The organism is Pandoraea capi, assembly GCF_902459735.1.
Lineage (GTDB): Bacteria > Pseudomonadota > Gammaproteobacteria > Burkholderiales > Burkholderiaceae > Pandoraea > Pandoraea capi.
The window spans coordinates 690,944-710,182 of sequence record NZ_CABPRV010000002.1; the positions used below are offsets into that span (position 1 = coordinate 690,944).

Annotated in this window: 18 protein-coding genes, 1 tRNA gene and 1 pseudogene; 10 read left to right on the forward strand and 10 right to left on the reverse strand. The window is 62.5% G+C overall.

Annotated features, from left to right (window positions below; translation table 11 throughout):
• The first annotated feature begins 37 nt into the window (after nucleotides 1–37).
• The gene (locus PCA20602_RS06425) at nucleotides 38–352 is read left to right on the forward strand and encodes a DMT family transporter (RefSeq protein ID WP_150720472.1); all 315 of its coding nucleotides are present in this window, start codon (nucleotides 38–40) and stop codon (nucleotides 350–352) included.
• A 144-nt stretch (nucleotides 353–496) separates the two neighbouring features.
• On the forward strand, nucleotides 497–625 hold the full coding sequence (locus tag PCA20602_RS25960; protein ID WP_246182057.1) for an NADH-quinone oxidoreductase subunit A: 129 nt from the start codon (nucleotides 497–499) through the stop codon (nucleotides 623–625).
• Nucleotides 626–653: 28 nt separating this feature from the next.
• Here the strand turns inward: PCA20602_RS25960 and PCA20602_RS25965 are convergent, their stop codons facing one another.
• Both PCA20602_RS25965 and PCA20602_RS25970 read right to left on the reverse strand, forming a co-directional pair.
• Nucleotides 654–929 carry an FCD domain-containing protein gene (locus PCA20602_RS25965; RefSeq protein WP_343032025.1) on the reverse strand — a complete coding sequence of 92 codons (276 nt, stop codon included), beginning with the start codon at nucleotides 927–929 and terminating at the stop codon, nucleotides 654–656.
• Nucleotides 866–1,054, reverse strand: a complete 189-nt coding sequence (locus PCA20602_RS25970; RefSeq protein WP_246182059.1) for a GntR family transcriptional regulator — start codon at nucleotides 1,052–1,054, stop codon at nucleotides 866–868. The genes PCA20602_RS25965 and PCA20602_RS25970 overlap by 64 nt, the downstream gene beginning before the upstream one ends.
• Before the next feature lie 49 nt (nucleotides 1,055–1,103).
• On the opposite strand from PCA20602_RS25970, the gene PCA20602_RS06440 reads away from it, so the two are divergent.
• Nucleotides 1,104–2,189, forward strand: coding sequence for an MFS transporter (locus PCA20602_RS06440; RefSeq protein WP_174980857.1), 1,086 nt, complete (start codon nucleotides 1,104–1,106; stop codon nucleotides 2,187–2,189).
• A 179-nt stretch (nucleotides 2,190–2,368) separates the two neighbouring features.
• Here the strand turns inward: PCA20602_RS06440 and PCA20602_RS06445 are convergent, their stop codons facing one another.
• A complete protein-coding gene (locus PCA20602_RS06445) occupies nucleotides 2,369–3,028 on the reverse strand; it encodes an O-methyltransferase (RefSeq protein ID WP_150720475.1) in 660 nt (219 codons plus the stop codon).
• Between the two features lie 132 nt (nucleotides 3,029–3,160).
• Here PCA20602_RS06445 and PCA20602_RS06450 point away from each other — a divergent pair, with 132 nt between their 5' ends.
• Nucleotides 3,161–3,829 carry a TetR/AcrR family transcriptional regulator gene (locus PCA20602_RS06450; RefSeq protein WP_150720476.1) on the forward strand — a complete coding sequence of 223 codons (669 nt, stop codon included), beginning with the start codon at nucleotides 3,161–3,163 and terminating at the stop codon, nucleotides 3,827–3,829.
• Between the two features lie 411 nt (nucleotides 3,830–4,240).
• Here the strand turns inward: PCA20602_RS06450 and PCA20602_RS06455 are convergent.
• A pseudogene (locus PCA20602_RS06455) lies at nucleotides 4,241–4,324 on the reverse strand (oxidoreductase); the annotation flags it as partial.
• A gap of 815 nt (nucleotides 4,325–5,139) precedes the next feature.
• Nucleotides 5,140–5,226, reverse strand: a tRNA-Leu gene (locus PCA20602_RS06460).
• Between the two features lie 289 nt (nucleotides 5,227–5,515).
• Between PCA20602_RS06460 and PCA20602_RS06465 the strand changes: the two genes are divergently transcribed.
• Nucleotides 5,516–6,391, forward strand: coding sequence for a squalene/phytoene synthase family protein (locus PCA20602_RS06465; RefSeq protein ID WP_150720477.1), 876 nt, complete (start codon nucleotides 5,516–5,518; stop codon nucleotides 6,389–6,391).
• 200 nt (nucleotides 6,392–6,591) lie between these two features.
• On the opposite strand, the gene PCA20602_RS06470 is transcribed toward PCA20602_RS06465, so the two are convergent.
• From PCA20602_RS06470 to PCA20602_RS06480, 3 genes are all read right to left on the reverse strand, one after another.
• Nucleotides 6,592–7,818, reverse strand: coding sequence for a DUF1501 domain-containing protein (locus PCA20602_RS06470; protein ID WP_150720478.1), 1,227 nt, complete (start codon nucleotides 7,816–7,818; stop codon nucleotides 6,592–6,594).
• Nucleotides 7,819–7,916: 98 nt separating this feature from the next.
• Nucleotides 7,917–9,494: a DUF1800 domain-containing protein gene (locus tag PCA20602_RS06475; protein WP_425495649.1), complete on the reverse strand. Its 1,578-nt coding sequence runs from the start codon at nucleotides 9,492–9,494 to the stop codon at nucleotides 7,917–7,919.
• A gap of 188 nt (nucleotides 9,495–9,682) precedes the next feature.
• Complete coding sequence (locus PCA20602_RS06480) at nucleotides 9,683–10,009, reverse strand: hypothetical protein (protein ID WP_150720480.1); 327 nt, start codon at nucleotides 10,007–10,009, stop codon at nucleotides 9,683–9,685.
• Nucleotides 10,010–10,178: 169 nt separating this feature from the next.
• On the opposite strand from PCA20602_RS06480, the gene ompR reads away from it, so the two are divergent.
• The 4 genes from ompR (at nucleotide 10,179) to PCA20602_RS06500 (ending at nucleotide 13,801) form a co-directional block, all read left to right on the forward strand.
• Nucleotides 10,179–10,904 carry an osmolarity response regulator transcription factor OmpR gene (gene ompR, locus PCA20602_RS06485; RefSeq protein WP_010808867.1) on the forward strand — a complete coding sequence of 242 codons (726 nt, stop codon included), beginning with the start codon at nucleotides 10,179–10,181 and terminating at the stop codon, nucleotides 10,902–10,904.
• Between the two features lie 180 nt (nucleotides 10,905–11,084).
• Nucleotides 11,085–12,425 (forward strand): ATP-binding protein, encoded by a 1,341-nt coding sequence (locus PCA20602_RS06490; RefSeq protein WP_150720481.1) that lies wholly within the window; start codon nucleotides 11,085–11,087, stop codon nucleotides 12,423–12,425.
• 240 nt (nucleotides 12,426–12,665) lie between these two features.
• A complete protein-coding gene (locus tag PCA20602_RS06495; protein ID WP_069341163.1) occupies nucleotides 12,666–13,214 on the forward strand; it encodes a peroxiredoxin in 549 nt (182 codons plus the stop codon).
• A gap of 59 nt (nucleotides 13,215–13,273) precedes the next feature.
• Nucleotides 13,274–13,801 (forward strand): carboxymuconolactone decarboxylase family protein, encoded by a 528-nt coding sequence (locus PCA20602_RS06500; RefSeq protein ID WP_150720482.1) that lies wholly within the window; start codon nucleotides 13,274–13,276, stop codon nucleotides 13,799–13,801.
• A gap of 324 nt (nucleotides 13,802–14,125) precedes the next feature.
• On the opposite strand, the gene ispF is transcribed toward PCA20602_RS06500, so the two are convergent.
• Complete coding sequence (gene ispF / locus PCA20602_RS06505) at nucleotides 14,126–14,647, reverse strand: 2-C-methyl-D-erythritol 2,4-cyclodiphosphate synthase (RefSeq protein WP_150720483.1); 522 nt, start codon at nucleotides 14,645–14,647, stop codon at nucleotides 14,126–14,128.
• 79 nt (nucleotides 14,648–14,726) lie between these two features.
• Nucleotides 14,727–15,449: a 2-C-methyl-D-erythritol 4-phosphate cytidylyltransferase gene (gene ispD / locus PCA20602_RS06510; protein WP_150720484.1), complete on the reverse strand. Its 723-nt coding sequence runs from the start codon at nucleotides 15,447–15,449 to the stop codon at nucleotides 14,727–14,729.
• A gap of 109 nt (nucleotides 15,450–15,558) precedes the next feature.
• On the opposite strand from ispD, the gene mfd reads away from it, so the two are divergent.
• Nucleotides 15,559–19,023, forward strand: coding sequence for a transcription-repair coupling factor (mfd, locus tag PCA20602_RS06515; RefSeq protein ID WP_150720485.1), 3,465 nt, complete (start codon nucleotides 15,559–15,561; stop codon nucleotides 19,021–19,023).
• Nucleotides 19,024–19,239: the final 216 nt, after the last annotated feature.

Consider the following 19,239-nt stretch of genomic DNA (forward strand, 5'->3'; position numbering starts at 1 on the left):
ATTCCGGGACGGCCCGGCGCTTTTTGGGAGCGCCGTCATGGCCTGGATCTATCTGATGTTTGCAGGGGTACTGGAAGTGCTTTGGGCGTACACGATGAAGCAGTCTGCCGGCTTCACGAAACCGCTCCCCTCTCTTGTCACGTTCGTGACGATGGCCGCCAGCTTCGGTTTGCTGTCGGTCTCCATGAAATCTCTCCCGCTGGGCACTGCCTACACGATCTGGACCGGCATCGGTGCCGTCGGCGCATTCGTCGTGGGTATCGTGGTGCTTGGCGAACTCGTCAGTGCGACGCGCCTCACTGCGGCCGCGCTGATCATCAGCGGCCTCGTGCTGATGAAACTCTCCTCGTAAATCGCAGTCCTTTTCATAGCGTTGCCCGACCGGCGAGGCGATTGCGTAATGATGCGATGGCGAGATAGCGGGATTACCGCAACAACGCGATTACCACATTGCGCATGCGCCGCCGGCCCGCTTTTCCTCTCATGTGGTCGCCCGATGGACGTCTGGGCCGTATCGTTGCGCGAAGCGGGCATGGTCAGCCTCGCCCCCATGATCGCGTTTCTCGGCGTGCTGGTTCTCGGCTTCGCTTACGAGTGGAAGAAGAAAGCTTTCGAGTGGGAGTGAATCGTCGCGTACGGCCTTGCGACGACGGTCATGCGACGCTGGCGAATATGGCCTCGAGATCCGCATCCTCCGACGCCGTGCCCAGATCCAGCGAATGCTCGATGTGGTCCAGATGTTCGAGCATGATTTCCGCAGCCTTCTCGCCGTCTTTATCGGCAAGCGCGCGAACGATTCGTTCATGCTCGTCCGCGCGACAGCTTTCGACGATCGGTGCGTTGTAGACGAGGATCACGAGGCAGGTCAGCGTCGACAGCTCGCGAAGGCTCCGGGTGAAGGATGAATTCCCCGCCAGCGTCGCCGCCAGGTTCCCTTCTTCGGATACACCTCGACGATCTGCTCGTAAGCCAGCTGCGCCTCCCGGACCCGCGCCCGGCTGGCGTTGAAAATCGCAGCCATCCGCTCCTCGGCCAGTTTGGTGCCAGGCGTCAACCGATGCTCCAGCAACGCGAGGTAGATCCGTTCGTAGATTTCCTCGCTGGTGCTTTATTCGCTGTTCTCGGCGTCGCGCGGATTGGTGAACGACGTCTGGTCTTTCGCTGCGCTCAACTTCTTCACGTGGCTGTTCGTCGGCGCGGAAAGCTCGATCGTTCCGCCCTATCTGGCGGAGCTTTGGCCCACGCGCGTGCGCGGCAAGCTCGGCGGATGGATGATGGGCTTTTTCGCGCTCGGCATTGCCGTGTCGCCGATCTGGGCGCTGAACATCATTCCGCATTGGGGCTGGCGCGCGGCGCTGTTCCTGACGCTGCCGTTCGCGGTCGTGGTCGGTCTGATGCGTTCCGGACTGCCCGAGTCGCCGCGCTGGCTGCTGCAACGCGGACGTGCCGCAGAAGCGGAAGCGGTGCTCGCGTCGATTGAGCAACGCGTCGGTCGCCGCTTGCCGGAAGACGGTGTCACGACGAGCGCGCCCACGACACCCGCCGCTGCATCGACGAAGCCGACGAAGGTCTGGCGCGCTCGCGATCTGCTTAGCCCGCGCTTTCGCAAAGTCACGCTGATGCTGTGGATGGCATGGTTTGCGGAATATGGTGTGCTCTATACGTTCATGACTTTCGTGCCGACGTTGCTGGCGATGGAGGGGTTCAGCATCGTCAAGTCGTTCGAGTTCTCGATCGCCATTTATGCGTCGGTGATACCGGGTTACGTGTTCGGCGGCTACGTGGTCGACTGGCTCGATCGCAAGCCGACGGCCATTCTGGCGTTCATCGGTACCGCGATCTTCGGCACGCTGTTCGGGTTGTCCACCACGTCGGGGGCGCTCATGGCATTCGGCGGGCTGATGGCGTTCTTTCTGGCGCTGGGTTCGACGGCCATCTACAGCTACACGCCGGAGCTCTACCCGACGGAAATTCGTGCCACGGGTATGGGACTGGCCTCGGCCTGGGGACGCGCCGGTGCGATTCTGTTGCTGCTCGTCTTCGGCGTCTTCGCCGTGCTCAAGGGCAAGCTGTTCGTGTTCGTGATCAGCGACGTCATTCTGTTGATTGCCGCCATCTGCATCGCACTGCTCGGCCCGTCGACGAAAGGCCGTTCGCTCGAAGATGCGTCTACGGGCGCCGGCGATTGAGGCATACAAGGGATTGCGACGCGTTGTGCTTGCGGGCGATGAGTCCCTGACGGGATCGCACGACATCGCCGCTCGCGCACGCATCGCCCCCATCAAGCCATGTCGCTTGAATCCTCGTCGGTTAGGTCCGTGTCGGCTAAGTCCCCGTCGGCAAGTCCTCGTCGGCAAGTCCCCGTCGGTTAACCAAGCCGCAGCGACAACTCCACGTCGCCGCCGAACGGCACGGACAGATAGCCGTTACCGGGCTCGCGAACGTACGCCAGATACTCCGGGCTGAAATCGGCGTTATCGGCAACGACGAGTGCCCCCGGACGCAGACAGCTTTCGATCAACGCGAGTACGTCAGGGTAAAGCGCTTTGGCGCCATCGAGCAGCAGCAGGTCGATGGTTTCGGGAAGGTCGGTCGCGAGCGTCTTTAGCGCGTCCCCTTCCCGAATTTCCACGAGATCGGCCAAACCGGCCTCCATCAGGTGCTCGCGCGCCTTCGCCACCTTGCCCGGCTCGAACTCGCTGCCGATGAGACGACCGCCGCCGTTGTCGCGCAATGCAGCCGCGAGGTGCAGGGTCGAGATACCGAACGACGTGCCGAATTCGACGATGTGCTGCGCGCGTGCGCTACGGGCGAGCATGTAGAGCAAAGTGCCCGTCTCGCGCGAGACCGGCAGCCACATATCCTTCAGGCGGCCATACAGATCGAGGTATTCGGTCTTGCTGTGCATCAGGCGCTGCACCGCTTCGCGCGACACGTCGGCAAATGCGGGGCTGCCCGCGTCGTCGGCTTGCTTGAAGAGGCGGGTCAACAGCTGCGCCAGCGGTGCAGACGTCAAAGTTGTGTTCATGAAGAAAATCCAATCGGGTAGTTGAGCATCAGGCGACGCCTGACTAAAATGCGATGAATTCGTCGCATTTTAAGTATGCGGCGAAACGCGTTTCCCCTCTATTCGCATTGCGCACGGGTCTCCAACGTCACCATGAACAGCCGTCGAAAGCCGCAGATTTCCTTGAGAAAACAGCCGAAACAGGCCCGTTCGTCGGAGCTTGTGGCCGCGATCCTCGAAGCCGCTGTTCAGGTTTTGGCGAAGGAAGGCGCACAGCGTTTCACCACGGCGCGTGTCGCGCAGAGAGCCGGTGTCAGTGTGGGTTCGGTGTATCAGTACTTCCCGAACAAGGCGGCGATTCTGTTTCGGCTGCAAAGCGACGAATGGCAGCAGACGACAACCTTGCTCAGCGACATACTGGAAGACGTCCGGACGCCGCCGTTCGAACGGCTACACCGGCTGATTCACGCGTTCATCCAATCGGAATGCGACGAGTCCGAGATGCGGGTCGCGCTCGGCGATTCCGCCCCGCTCTACCGGGACGCGCCTGAGATGCAAGAGACGAAAGCATCGGGGGCACGGATTTTCCAGACCTTCATCGACGAGGTGCTTCCCGACACCCCGCAGGCGACGCGCGATCTGGCCGGCGACCTGATCGTCACGACGATGGCGACCGTCGGGAAGCAGTTCTCGGAAGCGCCTCGGACGCCATCAGAGATAAAGGCTTACGCGGGTGCGATGGCGGATATGTTTTGCGCTTATTTGGGCAGTATTGAGAAGCCGTTGCCCGAATTGGAGCGCAGATTCGAGCGCCCTCAGTGAATAGCTAACCGAGTTCAGCAATTGCCCTTCTTCGCTTGCCCCGGCGGACAGAACCCGTTACCGGGACCACCACGACCACCGTGCGGGCCATCATCAGGGACATAGACGGCGCAACTTGCGAGCAAAACGGTAGCAGCGAGCATCAAGAAAGAGAGTTTGCGCATTTGCGGGAGCCTCCATGGGGTGAGAAAAAGGTGCAGCATCTACGTGCCGTCTGGCGATCATTTTAACGGGGAAGAAAGTTACGCTCGCAGCATCACTCGCAGCCTAATCACGATTTCCGGGGAGACCATGGAGATGAGGTACGGGCGGTTTCGCAAATTGCCCGCCCGTGCCTTTTTATCGCGGATTCATACTGGCGAAGATTGCGTCATACGATCCATCCCGCTCGGCCCATCGACGCGCGAGATCGCGATCGTGAAAGGCTTCGGCGAGCGCGCGGCCGATACCGCTTGTGCCGCCGGTGATGAGAATCGTATTTCCAGTCGTCTTCATGATGCGTCTTTCCATGGGTGGCGTGAAATCACGTCAGGAAAGCCACGGATACATTCCGTTGGTCGCTACGCATGCGAAACGTTGATGCGTAGTTCGTCCCCATGCGATAAGCATGGTCTCGAAGCCTTAGCCAAAGGAATGAAAAACAGAAAGCATTACCGTGGCGCCTGTGCATCGAGTTCCCTCTGCTGAGGCCCACTCGGTTGGGCGCGTTGGATGACGATAACGCCTGCGGCATGACCATGAAGATGGCTGCGAAGCGGAGTTTAGCGCCGTGGGTGGCGGAGCGTCAACTTTGAGTGACGTGGGGGTGGGCGCAAAGGGAGCGCTTCAGTTCTTGCGAAAAAAAAGCCCCGATGTGGGCAACATCGGGGCCAACTCTCTTCAGCTCAGTCAGAACACATGACAGAAAAACTGCCATGCGGGAAAGGAGTTTAGTGAACCATTCGGCGTGCGAACGTGAGCGGAACCTCGGAGCGATGGCAAATCGAGATCATCGCGGCCCGCTTGGCCCACTGCATGGGCGTTCCACAGGTCTGCATCTGCCGTAAAACGAAGTGCGACGAATTTGAATATTCGGAAGATCACCAAACGGCAGCGACCAAGTGAGGGGCAAGAAAGGCGCCCCGGGTTGCGAGACCCATGCCGTTATCGCAATTGGTGCAGGGGATTTGAGGTGCGAAGACCCAAAACTCAGGACGTACTACGAACAATCAGAATCGACGCAAAAATCCCGGCTTGCCTTACCAGCCGGTCATTTGCGAGATATTGCGGGAAGAAGTGAGACCTACAGAACCGATGCCAAAACGGGGAGTTGGTGCGAGGAAGGGGACTCGAACCCCTACACCCTTTCGGGCGTCAGGACCTAAACCTGGTGCGTCTACCAATTTCGCCATCCTCGCAACCCGTGGGTGTCGGCACTGGGTAAGGCGACATCCCGGCATCGGGTAGACGGCATACGTGGTCCGGTAGGACATGAAGGCGGCTGGTTACCGCCCTGCTGCATGCGTCAAAGTAGGCGCGTATTCTACATGAACCGACTTTAACGAGCAATCTCCGGTCGTCCATTGGGCGTCTCACGCGTGCCCCGTGCGTCAAATGCTAGAATTCGCACCAATTCATGGCATTTGCCCCCGCTGCGCGCCTGCGCAACTACGTTCGGGCACCTGACCAAACCCATACCCCATTCGCATGCAACCCCACGAGACCGCCGACGATACCCCCGGCCCCGCTGCCAGTCCCGCTCAAGCCAACGAGTATTGTCGCCAGAAAGCCGGCCCGCCCGGCTCTGCGCTCTATTACGCCCTGCTTCAACTCCCACCGTCCAAACGCGACACCGCCTACGCCGTCCACGCGTTCAGTCAGGAAATCGGGGATATCCACGCAGCCGTCCATGATCCGGGCGTCGCTCACGCCAAGCTCGATTGGTGGCGTCAGGAACTCGCGCGACTCTTCGCGGGCACCCCCGCGCATCCCGTCACCCGTGCACTCGCCCCCGTCGTCAAGCAAAGCGCGCTATCACGCGAAGCCTTCGAGGCAGTCCTGCACGGCGCCGAGATGGACCTGTCGCAAATGCGGTATCTCGACTTCGTCGGCCTCACCCACTATTGCGACGCCGCCGGTGGCGCCCCCGCCGAACTCGCCGCGCACGTCTACGGCTTCGACGACCCGCAAACACCAGCCCTTGCTCGCGCTCTCGGTCACGCGATTACGCTCGGCCGACGCGTCTCGGACGCCGGCGTCGATGCGCGAGCCGGCTACGTCTACTTCCCCATCGACGAACTTCAACGCTTTGGCGTCACCGCCGCCGATATCCAGAACGGCAAGTACTCGCCCGCCTTCGTCGATCTGATGAAGTTCCAGCACGCGCGAGCGCGTCAGGCCATTGTCGAAGCGGCCGCCGCCATTCCCACACGTGATCGTCGCAAGCAACGTCCTTTGCTCGCCCTCGCAGCACTGCAACTGGCATTGATGGACGAAGTCGCCGCCAGCGACTATCAAGTGCTGCATCAACGCATCGACCTCACGCCGTTGCGTAAATTCTGGAAAGCCTGGCGCGCTCGCTGATATGACTTACTGAACTGGTGCGTCCAATCACTGGTACGCACCGCCCCATCGAGCCCGCATGGCACCCATCGGCCTGGGCGGCTAATGAGTCGCAAACCTGCCGGCATCCAGCGCCGCCACGCGCAGCCATCGTCTCAACCTCACGAGCAACCACGTGACGACTCAAGCCTACCCATCACAGGCAAATCAATCGCCCCTCCTCAAACCCGCAACACATCCAGCGGCTTGAACGCACCGCCAAGCACCGTCTGCGGATTCAGGCCCCACCAGTTTTGCAGCACGGTGGCGTACACATCCCGGAAGTCGACGGCGAACGGCAAATTGCCGTTGCCATCCAGACGATCCAGTCTCGGCACCTCGCCATACAAGCCGCCACGTACGCGTCCGCCCGCAATGAAGTGCGGCGCGACCGTGCCGTGGTCCGTGCCGTTGCTCTGGTTCTCTCGCGGACGTCGTCCGAACTCGGCATACGTCACGATCATCGTGGATTGCCAGCGGTTCAACTCCGTCAGCCCCGCTCGCAACGCCATCATCCCCTGCGATAACTGACGCAATAGATTCGCCTGCTGCCCCGGCTGATTCTGATGCGTGTCAAACCCGTTCAACGTCAGACGCAATACCGCTACGCCACGTCCCGGCTGCGGCACCCCCGTCGGTGAATCGGCCGCTGCGACCACCTGCAATGCAGTCTTCACCACATTGCCGAACGCGCCCTGCGGCATCAGTGTGCGTAACACGTACTGCCCCTGACGCGGACGCAAGCCGTCCGCCGCCTTGACGATGTCGTTCTCGACCCGCAACACGTGCGCCAATGCCGGATTGCTCACCTGCGACGCATTGGCCGACGCCAGATTCGCGTCACGCAGGAACTGCACGGGATTCATCAACGTCACTGCCCGCGCACCGCCCCCAAGCGGCCCGAGCTCCGCGCTGCCGACGATCACGCCGTCGGCATCGAATCCCGGGGGTACCGCCTGCTCGGCAAACGCGCGCGACAACCAGCCGTCCCGCAAATACTCGTCCGAGCGCGACGCCGTATTCCATATCTCGATCGAGCGAAAGTGCGACAGGTTCGGCTGCGGATACCCCACCCCCTGCACGATCGCCAATTCCTTCGCCTGCCACATCGGCAATAACGCCCGCATCTCCGAATGCAGACCACTGCGCTCGTCGAGCTGAACCACCTGCTCACGTTTCACCCCAATGTTCGGACGCAGGCTCGCGTACATCGGGTCGGCATAAGGGATGACAGTGTTCAACCCGTCGTTGCCCCCTTTCAATTCGATGAGGATCAGCAGGTTATCGTAATGACTGCCCACACCCGGCATGCCGCCGGACAGGCTTCGCGCCGCCGCCAACACCGGCGTCGGGGTCAGCCACGCCGCGCCAAGGCCACCGGCGAACGTCAGAAAATCGCGTCGTTGCATCTCACACCTCTCATGACTTACCCCGCATCACCTCGCCGCCCAACATCCAGTCTGGACGCAAGGCTGCCCTGCGAGAAAGTCGTCCATGGGCACCGCCCTCACTTCAACTGATACGCCGGATCCATCAGCAATGCCTGCAAAAAGGACGCACTGTTGACGCCCGCGGCTTGCGGCGTCGCCGGCGCAAACGGCAACACACCACGCTGCAATGCCTCGCGCGACGCCTCGTCTGGAACATCGACCGGCCCCAGCCCATAGGGTTGCAGCCAGCGAGACAGATCGAAGCGCACGCCCGCCACGGTTCGAGGCATCGGCTTGCCCGCACCGAACGCCGTGCGCTGAACGCCCGGGCGCGTCGTCGACGAGAGCGAAGACGACAGCGACATCGCCGACGCCCCACCGGCATTCGCCTTCTCGGTCGCACGGAACATGCGCTCGACGAACTGTTTGCGCGCCAGCAAGGTCGTGCTGTCGATCCAGGCATCGCCGCCCGGCCACCCCTTCACATTGGGCGGACGGAAGATGTCCTGCCCCAACACACGCATCTGCTGCGCCAGCATTTGCGGATCGTCATAACCGATGTCGAGCGCACGCACCGTGTCGGTGACGAACTCGGATGGTGACTTAACCAGCGTGCCGCGAATACGAGCGTCCCAAAACACCGGCGTCAGCAACAACGCCCGCATCGCTACCTTGATGTCGTAGCCGCTCGCACGAAACGCATTGGCGATACGCTCGACCTGAGCGGGATCGGGCGTCGGCGACACGAACTCGCGCCACAATTTGCCGACGACGAACGTCGCGGTCTCCGGACGCGCCAGCAGAATGTCGAGCATCTGGTCGCCGTCGAAATCGCCCGTCTGATTCAGCACGGTCTTCGTGCCACCGTCATGCACGTTGGCACGCCAGACATACGTCATCGTCGTTCGATCGATGCTCCACCCGGTGTAGGCACGCGCCGCTTCGCGCACGTCCTGCTCGGTGTAATGCCCCTCGCCCAGCGTGAAAAGCTCCATCACTTCGCGCGCGAAATTCTCGTTCGGACGCCCCTTCCGGCTGCCCGCGCCATCCAGATAGATGAGCATCGCCGGATCCTTCGACACCTCGTGCAGCATCACACCGAAGTTGCCCAGTGCGTTGGCGCGCAGCAGCACGTTCTGCCGATACAGCACACCCGGTTCGCGGACCTTGTCGTCACTCGACACGAAGTGGTTGTGCCAGAACATCGTCATGCGCTCAGTCAGTGGCGACGGTGTCGTCGCCATCTCCTGCGCCCACCATCCCGAGAGCGACGCCGCCATCCGGTTTCGCCGCTCATTCAGTGCACGACGCTCGTCGTCCGTCATGGTTTTCGGGGGAGCGCCATAGAGCGGCGGATCGGCGGACCAGACGGGAGGCGGGGTCATTGCCGTGTGGCGGGTTTGCGCCAGCAGCCGGTCGACGGCCTGCGCTCGGGTCATCCCGATGAATGGCGCCAACTCGCGGGCGTCCGGAGCATAGCCCGTGCGCGTGAGCAGAAAACGGGCATCGTCGGCGGTCAGCTCACGAGACGATGGATCTACAGTCGGTTTTGCGGACTTCGACGCCCTGACATGGGGCGGATGCGATGAACGTGTCCCGTCGGCAGCACGGGAATCGACCGCCTGGGCAAAAGGCGCACCCAAAGCCAGCGCCAGCCCGACGGCAGTCGCCACGCCCGAGCGGCGTCGCTTTTCAAAGGCGCAAAAAAAGCCAGCGTCGGCAGAGGCTGGCGGATGTCGTTTCGGCTTCATGGCACGCTCGCGTCAAAATGAGATCACTGGCGTTTTCGGGGAAGCGTTATGCGTCGGACTTGGACGGCCGGAAGCGCTCGTCGTATCCAGTATCAGTGACTATATAGTTCACGCACGGCGTCCTGAATGTGTTGACGCAGCAATCGCCGGTCTTCCGGCGACATATGACCATTGGGACGGCGGCCGGGCGGCGTATTCGGGAGTTCGTCGTTGCGACGGTCGGCCTGTGGATCGGGCTGCGGTGCCTGCTTCGACGGATTGCGCGGCGACGGTGCCGGCGCTGCATGCCGGACGCGCGAGCCACTCGCGCCGTAGGTGTGCGTACTGAAATGCGCTACGGGACGGGCATAGGTCACGCCCAGGTGTCCCCAGAGCATGATTCCCCCGAACAGTAACGTCAACTCAGCAGCCCATCTCATCTTGTGCGTATGTCCTTCATGCCATGCGGCTGTTTTTTGCCCCGGCAGGCGTGCAAGTGTACCCACTGCCTATGGTCAGCGCACAAGCCGTAGGGTAAATTGTGTAACCCTTTGTAACCCGCTTTGGCGGTCTCCTCAGTTCGCAACATTTCGGGCTAAGATACGTGGCATGGAAAACAAAAACTCTCCCAAAATTCTGGTTGTCGACGACGATCCGCGCCTGCGCGACCTGCTTCGTCGTTACCTCGGGGAACAGGGTTTCAATGTCTTTGTGGCCGAGAATGCAACGGCTATGAACAAGCTTTGGGTGCGCGAACGTTTCGATCTGCTCGTGCTCGACCTGATGCTCCCCGGTGAAGACGGTCTGTCTATTTGTCGCCGTCTGCGTGGCGCCAACGACCGCACGCCGATCATCATGTTAACGGCCAAAGGCGAGGATGTCGACCGTATCGTCGGCCTCGAGATGGGCGCAGACGACTACCTGCCGAAGCCGTTCAATCCTCGCGAACTCGTTGCGCGCATCCACGCGGTATTGCGCCGTCAGGCACCGCCCGAACTTCCCGGTGCGCCCAGCGAAACGATGGAGACGTTCGAGTTCGGTGACTTCGCCCTGAACCTCGCAACGCGCACGCTCACGAAGAACGGCCAGGAAATCGCGCTCACCACGGGCGAGTTCTCTGTACTGAAAGTCTTCGCACGTCATCCGCGTCAGCCGCTCTCGCGTGAAAAGCTCATGGAGCTCGCACGCGGACGCGAATACGAAGTCTTCGACCGGAGTCTCGACGTGCAGATCTCGCGCTTGCGCAAGCTCATCGAGCCGGATCCGGGCAGCCCCCGATTCATTCAGACGGTCTGGGGTCTCGGCTACGTGTTCATCCCGGACGGCGGCGCGTGATCCGCCGTCATCACGCCTCAAGCTTTGAAACGACGCCGGTCGCGATCCTGTCTCGCACCGGCGTCATGTCTTGCGTCTCATCGTCTCCCATGCCGTTCGACGTGGCTCCCCTGAGCCCCCGCCACACTGCGCTTCGGACGACCCGACACGCTCAAGCCACGCATTAGACGGAGCAACCCCATGCATCCGATACGGATGGTACGCGGGCTGTTCGGCGGTCTGTTCTGGCGTACCTTTTTCCTCATCGCACTGCTCATCGGCGTCAGCCTCGCCGCCTGGTACCAGAGCTTTCGCGTGATCGAACGCGAGCCCCGCGCGCAACGCGTCGCGCAGCAGCTCGTCTCCATCGTCAAGCTAACGCGCACCGCCCTGCTCTACTCGGAGCCGGACCTGCGACGTGCGCTGCTCCAGGATCTGGAGAGCAACGAAGGCATTCGCGTGTACCCTCGCGAGCCGGCCGACGCCGTCGAGAAACCGCCCGCCGGCGTCGTGCAGGATCTGATCGTGCGCGACGTCCAGCGACGACTCGGCACCGACACGGTCATCGCCGCCGCCGTCAACGACATTCCGGCCATGTGGATCAGCTTCAAGATCGATGAAGACGACTACTGGGTCGCCATCGAACAAGACCGGATCGACACGGCCACCGGTCTTCAGCTATTCAGTTGGGGGACGTTCGCCCTCGCGCTCTCGCTCATTGGCGCGGCCTTCATCACCGCGCTCGTGAACCGGCCGTTCGCAAGGCTCGCGCACGCCGCGCGCGCCATCGGCGAAGGCCAGCGCCCCGACCCGTTGCCCGAACGCGGCATGGGCGAAGCGGCCGAAGCCAACCGCAGCTTCAACCAGATGGTGGAGGAACTCGACCGCCTCGAAGCCGACCGCGCGTTGATGCTCGCAGGCATTTCGCACGACCTGCGCACGCCGCTCGCCCGCCTGCGACTGGAGACGGAGATGAGTCCGTCGGATGAAACGGTCAAGCGCGACATGATCAGCGACATCGAGCAAATGGACGAGATCATCGGCCGCTTCCTCGATTACGCCCGCCCCGCGTCGCGCACGCCCCAGTCGATCGACCTTTCGGACATCGCGCGCGATACCGCCGCGAATTTCGAGGGACGCGAAGACATCAACCTGAGCGTCGAATTGGCCGACACGGCCCCGGTGCTCGCCGAGCGGACCGACCTGAAACGTCTGCTCACGAACCTGATCGAGAACGCCCGCAAGTATGGTCGCGATGCGCAAACCGACATCGCCAACGTCCATGTGACGACGCGAGTGCTGGGCGAGCGCGTGGAAATGCGCGTGCGCGACACCGGCCCCGGCATTCCCGAAGAACAACTGCATCTCGTGTTCCGCCCGTTCTATCGCGTGGACACCGCGCGCACGAAAGCGGACGGCACCGGCCTCGGCATGGCAATCGTCCAGCGCATTGCCACCCGTTACAAGGGTCACACCTCGCTGCGCAACGTTCGCCCCGGCTCGGGACTTGAAATCATCGTGTCATTTCCGCTTGCTAAATAAGTGTTTGATGTGAGCGAGCGAAATATTGGCTATGCTCAAGGTTTCGCGTCACGCCGTGCCGCAAAATCCTATCGACGGGATTTGTTTTAACTATCCCCCGCATAAAATAAAGCTATTGCTATCACAGTATTGATAGCGTATACTGCTTTGGTTGACCGGGATCGCGTGATCCCGGTCAGTTGCTAGTTGCGATGCCATGCGGCGTCACAACATAAACCGCACTAAATTTAGGAGTAATCGATGAAGACTGTCGGCGATAAACTCGAAGCGTTCTCGGTCGAAGCGGCCAAGCCTGGTTTCAACAACCACGAAGAAAATGGCGTGTCGGCTTTCGAAACGATCACGGAAGCGTCGTTCCCGGGCAAGTGGAAGATCATTTACTTCTACCCGAAGGACTTCACGTTCGTGTGCCCGACCGAAATCGTGGAATTCGGCAAGCTGGCCAACGACTTCGCAGATCGTGACGCAGTGCTGCTCGGCGGCTCGGGCGACAACGAGTTCGTGAAGCTGGCATGGCGCCGTGAGCACAAGGATCTGAACAAGCTGAACCACTACGCGTTCGGCGACACGACCGGTGCGCTGATCGACCAACTGGGCGTGCGTGACAAGGCGGCTGGCGTGGCTCTGCGTGCAACGTTCATCGTTGACCCGGACAACGTCATCCAGCACGTTTCGGTGAACAACCTGAACGTCGGCCGTAACCCGGAAGAAGTGCTGCGTATTCTGGACGGCCTGCAAACGGACGAACTCTGCCCGTGCAACCGCGCGGTCGGCGGTGCAACGCTGTAAGCGTCGTCTCGAAGCCCGCGAAAGCGGGCTTTTTCAGCCCAAAGCAATAGGAGAAATTTATGGAATTCCTCACCGCGATTAAGGCGCAGATTCCTGACTACGCCAAGGACATTCGCCTCAACCTCGACGGCACCATCGCCCGCTCCTCGCTGGAAGGCAACGATGCCGTGGGCGTGGCGCTGGCCGCTGCCTTCGCCGCCAAGAGCCGGCCGATCGTCAAGGCGATCCGCGAAGCCGGCGTGCTGGCCCCTGAAGAGCTTGAAGGCGCGTTGACCGCTGCCGCGCTCATGGGCATGAACAACACGTGGTACCCGTATCTGGAGATGGCGGACAACGCCGAGCTCAAGAACGAGAAGGCCCAGCTTCGCATGAACGGCTATGCCACGCGTGGCGGTGTCGATCAGCGTCGTTTCGAGATGTACGCGCTCGCCGCGTCCATCGTCGGCAAGTGCCACTTCTGCGTGAAGTCGCACGCGCATCTGCTCAGCGCCGAACACGGTATGAGCACCGCGCAACTGCGTGACGTGGGCCGCATCGCCGCGGTCGTCAACGCTGCCGCGCAGGTTATCGCTGCCGAAGCGGTATAAGCGGTATAAGCGGTATAAGCGGTATAAGCGGTATAGGCGGTATAGGCGGTATAGGCGGCATGAGCCGTAAGGCCGCATAAGCCGCCACGACACAGCAGGCGTTAGCCGGGTTGCCTCAGGCGACCTGGACACCGCTCGCGAGACGATGACGGCATAAGCCGTCATCAAGCAAAACGGCGCTACCGGACGAATGAACTGCCCCCCAAGATTTGGACATAATCCAACCCTTGGGGGAGCAGTTCACGAATCCGGCAGCGCCGTTTTTGCGTGGCTCGTTGCTGGGCGTCCGGTACAACCTGACGCCCCACCCTCCGCCCCTGCCGATCAGCGACCGATCAGCAACGCGGCCGCTTGGGCTTCGATCCCTTCCTGTCGGCCGAGATAGCCGAGCTTCTCGTTCGTCTTCGCCTTCACGTTGACCTGACCGACGCTCACCCCGAGCGCATCGGCAATCGACTGCGTCATCGCGGCGATATGCGGCGCGAGCTTCGGCGCCTGCGCGATCACCGTGCAATCGACATTCACGAGCTCGTAGCCTTGCTCGCGAACTCGGCGCATCGCTTCCTTGAGCAGCACGACACTGTTCGCGCCCTTGAACGTCGGATCGGTGTCGGGGAAATGACGACCGATGTCGCCCAGCGCCGCCGCACCGAGGACTGCGTCGGTAATCGCGTGCAGCAGAACGTCGGCGTCCGAATGGCCCAGCAGACCACGCTCGAACGGAATCGTCACACCGCCCATGACGAGCGGACGGCCCGGCACGAGCGCATGCACGTCGTAGCCCTGACCGATGCGCAGCTTGGACAATGAAGCAAGGGATACGGGAGAAACAGCTTGTTCAGTCATGTGGAGTCGCCAAAAGCGGAAATACGAAGCGCCGGGCCCAGCGAACCCGGCTTTGCGGAACGATCAGGCGGTCAAGCGCTCAGGCCGGCTTGGCCGTGCCGAGAAATGCCTCGGCGAGCGCGAAATCCTCGGGATACGTCACCTTGAAGTTGCGCAGACTGCCGCGCACGAGCTTGGGCGCATGGCCGATGCGCTCGATGGCGCTGGCTTCGTCCGTGACTTCGGCGCCAGCCGCCAGCGCGTCTTCCAGCGCGTGACGCAGCATGCCAAGACGGAACATCTGCGGCGTTTGCGCCTGCCACAGGCCATCGCGCGACTCGGTGCCCCGAATGGCCGCCAGCCCGCTCTTCTCGACCGGCGACTGCTCACGCTTGAGCGTATCGGCCACCGGCAACGCGAGAATACCGCCGACAGGATCGGCGCGCAGTGCACCCACGAGCGTGCGAATCAGCTCGGGCGTGATGCCGGGGCGCGCTGCATCATGCACCAGCACCCAGTCGCTATCCTGCGCTCCGAACTCGGTGAGCGCCTGAAGGCCGCCCAGCACCGAGGCGTGACGCGACGCCCCGCCGCAGCGACGCACCGCGAAACGCAGCGTGCCGAAGCGCCGTCCGTCGAAGTGACTGTCGTCCGGCGCCAGCACCAGCACGGTCTTCGCGAACTCGGAGCACGCGTCGAACGCTGCGAGCGCGTAGTGAAGCATGGGACGTCCGCCGACGGTTCGGTATTGCTTGGGCACGTCGGCCCCGGCGCGTACGCCGGCCCCGGCACACGGGATCACGGCAAAAAGTCGGTCGCTCACGATAAAACGCAGGTAAGGAGAAAGCAGGGATTTTATAATAGACACCGACTGTCACGGGGCCCCACGCAAATGGAGCCCCGTGCTTTGCCATTTCTGCAACGTTTTTCCTATGTCCGCCGCCAACGCCTTATCCCGTAATACCGTGCCTGTGCCGCTCGTGAAAGCGGGACAGCGTTACGCTTTCGCCGGCTCCCACGCGTCAAGCGACGCGCTGCTGATCGCCCGCTATTTCGAAGCCAACCGCGAGCGCCTGCCGCTGCTGGCCGTCGTGTGCGCTCAGGCCACCGATGCGCTGCGCCTTCAGCAGGAGCTCAAGTGGTGCGCCCCGGAAGCCCGTGTGCGTCTGCTCCCCGATTGGGAAACGCTCCCTTACGACACCTTCTCGCCGCACCAGGATCTGGTCTCCGAGCGTCTCGCCACGCTGCACGATTTGGGCGAGAAGCGCTGCGATATCGTGCTGGTTCCCGCGACCACCGCGCTGTACCGCATGGCCCCGGCGAGCTTCATGGCCGCCTACACGTTCTTCTTCACGCAAGGCGAACGGCTCGACGAGGCCCGTCTGAAGTCGCAGCTCACGCTCGCCGGCTACGAGCACGTCAGTCAGGTCATGCGCCCCGGCGAGTACTGCGTGCGCGGCGGCCTGATCGACCTCTACCCGATGGGCTCGGCCCTGCCGTACCGTCTCGACCTGTTCGACGACACCATCGACAGCATTCGCGCCTTCGACCCCGATACGCAGCGCAGTCTGTATCCGGTCAAAGAAGTGCGGTTGCTGCCCGGTCGCGAGTTCCCGTTCGACGAACCCGCCCGCACCGCCTTCCGTGGCCGCTGGCGCGAAGTCTTCGAGGGCGACCCGAGCCGCAGCCCGATCTACAAGGACATCGGCAGCGGCGTGCCCTCCGCCGGGATCGAGTACTACCTGCCGCTGTTCTTCGAAGAGACGGCAACGCTTTTCCACTACCTGCCGGCCGATGCCCAACTCGTGTTCGTCGGGGATCTGGACACGGCGATCCATCGTTTCTGGAACGACACGCGTCAGCGCTACAACTTCCTGTCGCACGATCGTGAGCGTCCGGTGCTGCCGCCCGAACAACTGTTCCTGCTCGATCAGGACTTTTTCGCGCTCGCCAAGCCGTTCGCACGCCTCACGCTCCCCACGCCGGGCGATGGCAGTTGGGCCATCCCCCTGCCCTCGCTGGCCATCAACCGCCGCGCCGACGACCCGCTCGCCGCCCTGCGCGCGTACCTGGCGCGCACGCCCGCTCGCGTGCTGCTGTGTGCCGACTCGGCCGGTCGCCGCGAGACGCTGCTGCAACTGCTGCACGACAACGACCTGCGTCCGGCGAGCGTCGAATCGTTCGAAGACTTTCTGACGTCGGACAAGCGCTTCTGCATCGGTGTCGCGCCGCTGGCCGCCGGCTTCCTGCTGCCGACCGAAGACCTGGCGTTCGTCACCGAGAACGAGTTGTACGAGGGCCTTGCGCGCCGCGCAGGCAAGCGTCGTCAGGAACAGGCGACGTCCGTCGACTCGATGGTCCGCGATCTCGCCGAACTGAAGGTGGGTGATCCGGTCGTGCACAGCCAGCACGGCATCGGACGCTATCAAGGCCTCGTCAGCATGGATCTCGGCGAAGGCGAAACCGAGTTCCTGCATCTCGAATACTCGGGCGACAGCAAGCTGTACGTGCCGGTCTCGCAACTGCATCTCATCTCGCGCTACAGCGGCTCGGACCCCGACACGGCACCGCTGCACTCGCTGGGTTCGGGACAATGGGAAAAGGCCAAACGCAAGGCCGCCCAACAGATTCGCGACACTGCCGCCGAATTGCTCAATCTCTATGCACGCCGGGCTGCGCGTTCGGGCTACGCCTTCGAGCTGTCGCCGCGCGATTACGAGAAGTTCGCGGACAGCTTCGGCTTCGAAGAAACGCCGGATCAGGCCGCGGCCATCGCTGCCGTGATGGGCGACATGACGAGCGGCCGCCCGATGGACCGTCTGGTGTGCGGGGACGTCGGCTTCGGCAAGACCGAAGTCGCCCTGCGCGCGGCCTTCATCGCCGTGCTCGACGGCAAGCAGGTCGCCATCCTCGCGCCGACCACCCTGCTCGCCGAGCAACACGCCCAGACCTTCTCCGACCGCTTTGCCGACTGGCCGGTGCGCATTGCCGAACTCTCGCGCTTCAAGACCACGAAGGAAGTGAACGCCAGCGTGAAGGCCATCAACGAGGGGCAGGTCGACATCGTCATCGGCACGCACAAGCTGCTCTCGAACGACATCCAGTTCCAGCGGCTCGGCCTCGTGATCATCGACGAAGAGCACCGCTTCGGTGTGCGTCAGAAAGAGGCACTCAAAGCGCTACGCGCCGAAGTGGACATGCTCACGCTTACCGCCACGCCGATCCCGCGTACGCTCGGCATGGCGCTCGAAGGGCTGCGCGACTTCTCGGTAATCGCGACTGCCCCGCAGAAACGTCTCGCGATCAAGACGTTCGTGCGACGCGAGGAAGACGGCGTGATCCGCGAAGCCATGCTGCGTGAACTCAAGCGCGGCGGGCAGGTGTACTTCCTTCATAACGAAGTGGAGACGATCGAGAATCGCAAGGCGCAACTCGAAGCGCTGGTGCCGGAAGCACGCATCGTCGTCGCGCACGGCCAGATGCATGAGCGCGACCTCGAACGCGTGATGCGCGACTTCGTGACCCAGCGCGCCAACGTGCTGCTGTGTACGACCATCATCGAGACCGGTATCGACGTGCCGACCGCCAACACGATCCTGATGCACCGCGCCGACAAGTTCGGTCTCGCGCAGTTGCACCAGTTGCGTGGGCGCGTCGGCCGCTCGCATCACCAGGCTTATGCCTATCTGCTCGTGCACGATCCCAAGTCGCTCACCAAGCAGGCGCAGCGACGCCTCGAAGCCATTCAGCAAATGGAAGAACTGGGGGCGGGCTTCTACCTCGCGATGCACGATCTGGAAATTCGCGGCGCGGGCGAAGTGCTGGGCGACAAGCAGTCGGGCGAGATCCATGAGATCGGCTTCCAGCTCTACACCGATATGCTGGCCGATGCCGTAAGCGCACTGAAGGCGGGACGCGAGCCCGACCTCACGGCCCCGCTCGCCGCCACCACGGAAATCAACCTGCACGTGCCCGCCATCCTGCCGAGCGACTATTGCGGAGATGTTCAGGAACGCCTCTCGCTGTACAAGCGGCTGGCCAACGGCACGCATACCGACGCCATCGACACGATTCAGGAAGAACTCGTCGACCGCTTCGGCAAGCTGCCGCAGCAAGCGCAGGCCCTCATCGAAACGCACCGCCTGCGTCTGCTCGCCAAGCCGCTGGGCATCATCAAGATCGACGCCAGCGAGGAGGCCATCGCGCTGCAATTCGAACCGACGCCCGCTGTCGATCCGATGCGCATCATCGAACTCGTGCAGAAGCATCGTCACATCAAGCTCGCCGGTCAGGACAAGCTGCGCATCGAAGTCAAGCATGCGCAACTGACCGACCGCGTGCGTGCGATCAAGGAGACGCTGCGCGCCCTCGGTTCACCGGGAGCGAAGGCGGCTTGAGGCTCGAGACGTGAGGCCGGATCGCCCGACATGCCTACCGATGCCCTGCACACGAGCACGCCGCGCGGCGTGCTCGTGTGTCGCGAAACATCACCATGAAGCGGCAATAAAACCGGCAAGAAGTCGTGTGCAGTGCAGCAATTCCTGATCTTCCCGCGTTCCCGCGCGTCCGGGCAAACCCGCGCCCGGCGTGCCTTTTCCTAGGACTTTCCCCGT